The following is a 3,164-nucleotide window of genomic DNA, read 5'->3' as shown; positions in this document are numbered from 1 at the left end:
CGCGCGGGCCTGACCGCCGAGCGGTTCGTGGCGAGTCCGTTCGAGTCGGGTGAGCGGATGTACCGCACCGGTGACCGGGCGAAGTGGACGGCGGATGGTCAGGTGGTGTTCCTGGGCCGCGCCGACGACCAGGTCAAGATCCGAGGCTTCCGGATCGAGCCGGGCGAGGTGCAGGGCGTGCTGACCGGCCACCCGCTGGTGGACCAGGCGGCGGTCGTGGTCCGGGAGGACATCCCCGGCGACCGGCGTCTCGTCGCCTACGTCGTCCCGGCTGGCACCGAGGGGGTGGCTGCCGAGCTGCCGCGGGAGGTCGTCGAGTCCGCGGCCCGGCGGCTGCCCGGTCACATGGTGCCGTCGGCGGTCGTCGTCCTGGAGGCGATGCCGCTGACCGGCAACGGCAAACTCGACCGCAAGGCGCTGCCCGTGCCGGAGTACGCCTCCGGTGCCGGCCGGGGCCCGTCCAACGCCCGCGAAGAGATCCTGTGCGCCGCCTTCGCTGAGGTCCTGGGGGTGGACGGGGTTGGCGTGGACGACGACTTCTTCCGGCTGGGCGGCCATTCCCTCCTGACGATCCGTCTGGTCGAGATCCTGCGCGGCCGCGGGGTGACGGTGTCGGTGCGGGCGCTGTTCCAGACGCCGACCCCGGCCGGGCTCGCCGTCGCGGCCGACGCCGTTCAGGTCGAGGTGCCGGAGAACCTGATCCCGGCCGACGCGATCGAGATCGCCCCCGAGATGCTGCCGCTCGTCGACCTCACCGCCGAGGAACTGGAGCGGGTCGTCGCATCGGTGGCGGGCGGCGCGGCGAACGTCGCCGACGTCTACCCGTTGGCCCCGCTCCAGGAGGGCCTGCTCTTCCACCACCTCCTCGCGGACGGCGGGGACGACGCATACGTCCTTCCGACGGTGGTCGAGTTCGACTCGCGTGAACGGCTCGATGCCTTCCTCGACGCGCTGCAGAAGGTACTCGACCGCCACGACATCTTCCGTACGTCGATCGTGTGGGAGGGCCTGCGCGAGCCGGTCCAGGTCGTGTGGCGCCACGCGACCCTGCCCGTTACCGAGGTCGTCCTCGAAACGCGGAGCGACGACCCGATGGCCGATCCGATCGCCGACCTGGTGGCGGCCGGGGGCGCGACGATGGACCTCGGCGAGGCGCCGCTGATCACCGTCCACACGGGCCGGGTCCCGGGGTCGGGCCAGTGGCTGGCGCTGGTACGGGTGCACCACATGGTGCGCGACCACACAGCCCTCGAAGTGCTGCTCGCGGAGGTGCGGGCGTTCCTGGAGGGGCGCGGCCGGGAACTGCCGGAGCCGCTGCCGTTCCGTACCTTCGTCTCCCAGGCGCGTGGCGGGCTCGACCGCTCGGAGCACGAGCGGTACTTCGCCGAACTGCTCGGCGACGTCACCGAGTCGACGACCCCCTTCGGGATCGCGGACGTACACGGTGACGGGGCGGGAGCGGCACGTCGCGTGGTGCCGTTCGAAGACGAGTTGACCGTTCGGCTCCGGGAGGTCTCCCGCCGTCTGGGCGCGAGCCCGGCGACACTGCTGCACCTGGCGTGGTCCCGGGTGCTCGCGGCGGTCAGCGGCCGGACGGACGTGGTCTTCGGGACGATCCTGTTCGGCCGCATGAACGCGGGCGAAGGCGCATCCCGCGTGCCAGGCCCCTTCCTGAACACGCTGCCGGTCCGCCTCCGCACGGATCGACTCGGAGTCCGCGCGGCGGTCACCGCGATGCGTGGTCAGCTGGCGGAGCTCCTGGAGCACGAGCACGCGCCGCTCACGCTGGCACAGCGGGCCAGCGGGATGCCGGGCAACACTCCGCTCTTCACGGCCCTGTTCAACTACCGGCACAACACAGGTGCCGGTGCCCACGAGCGCCCGCGTGACGGTGCGGACGAGGTGCGCGATGAGCCGCTCGCCGGCATCAGGACGGTCTTCTCGCGCGAACGCACCAACTACCCACTCCTCGTCTCCGTTGACGACGACGGCGACAGCCTCTGGGCCGCCGTGGACGCGGTGGCGCCGATCGACCCGGAGACCGTGGGTGTCTTCCTGCGCACCGCCACCCGGAACCTGGTCGCCGCCCTCGAATCCGCCCTGGTCGGCAACCTGGACGTGCCGTTGAGCACGGTCCAGGTGATGGACGATGCCGGGCTGAGCCAGGTGCTGACGGAGTGGAACGACACGGCTGCCGAGGTGGTTTCCGGTTCCGTTCCGGAGCTGTTCGAGGCGCAGGTGGCGCGGACGCCGGGGGCGGTCGCGGTGGTCTCGGGCGGTGTGGAGGTGTCGTACGCAGAACTCGATGCCCGGGCGAACCGGTTGGCCCGTCACCTGGTCGCGAAGGGTGTGGGCCCGGAGTCGCTGGTGGGGGTGTGTCTGAAGCGCGGTGTCGAGTCGGTGGTGGCGCTGCTGGCGGTGCTGAAGGCCGGGGGCGCGTATCTGCCGATCGATCCGGGTTATCCGGCGGAGCGGATCGCGTACATGCTCGGCGACGCGAAGCCGGTGGTGGTGCTGGTCTCGACGGGCACTGTGGCGGTGGTGCCGCAGTCGGGCGCTGTGGTGGTGGTGCTGGATGAGGTCGAGCTGGCTGGTGTTGAGGATGGTCCGCTGGGGGTGGTGATCCGGCCGGAGCATCCGGCGTATGTGATCTACACGTCGGGTTCGACCGGGCGGCCGAAGGGTGTGGTGGTCGAGCACCGGTCGGTGGCGGGATTGTTGGGTTGGGCTGTGGCGGAGTTCTCGGGTGAGGACTTCCGCAGGGTGCTGGTCTCCACGTCCTTCAACTTCGACGTCTCGGTCTTCGAGTTGTTCGGTCCGCTGGTGTCGGGCGGCAGTGTGGAAGTGGTGCCGGATCTGCTGGCTCTGGCCGATGCGGGTGTGGGTGATGTCAGCCTGGTGAGTGGTGTGCCGTCGGCGTTCGCGCAGATGGTGGCCGCAGGTGAGATCCAGGCCCGTCCGCGTACGGTCGTCCTGGCCGGTGAGGCGCTGACGGCGGATGCGGTGGCCGGGATCCGTACGGCAATCCCCGGCGCCCGGGTCGCCAACATCTACGGTCCGACCGAGGCCACGGTGTACACGACGGCCTGGTATGCGGATGCCGAGGTGGAGGGTGTCGTCCCGATCGGCCGGCCGATCTCCAATACCCGGGTCTACGTCCTGGA

The 3,164-nt window shown here is 70.8% G+C and carries 1 protein-coding gene; it reads left to right on the top strand.

The window, feature by feature from the left end:
* Positions 1-3,164 (top strand): AMP-binding protein (locus tag ABZ576_RS34260; protein WP_360749995.1); only part of this gene is annotated, 3,164 nt, incomplete at both ends.

Source organism: Streptomyces sp. NPDC013455 (genome assembly GCF_040632975.1).
Taxonomy (GTDB): domain Bacteria; phylum Actinomycetota; class Actinomycetes; order Streptomycetales; family Streptomycetaceae; genus Streptomyces.
This window is presented reverse-complemented; position numbering and strand designations above follow the sequence as displayed.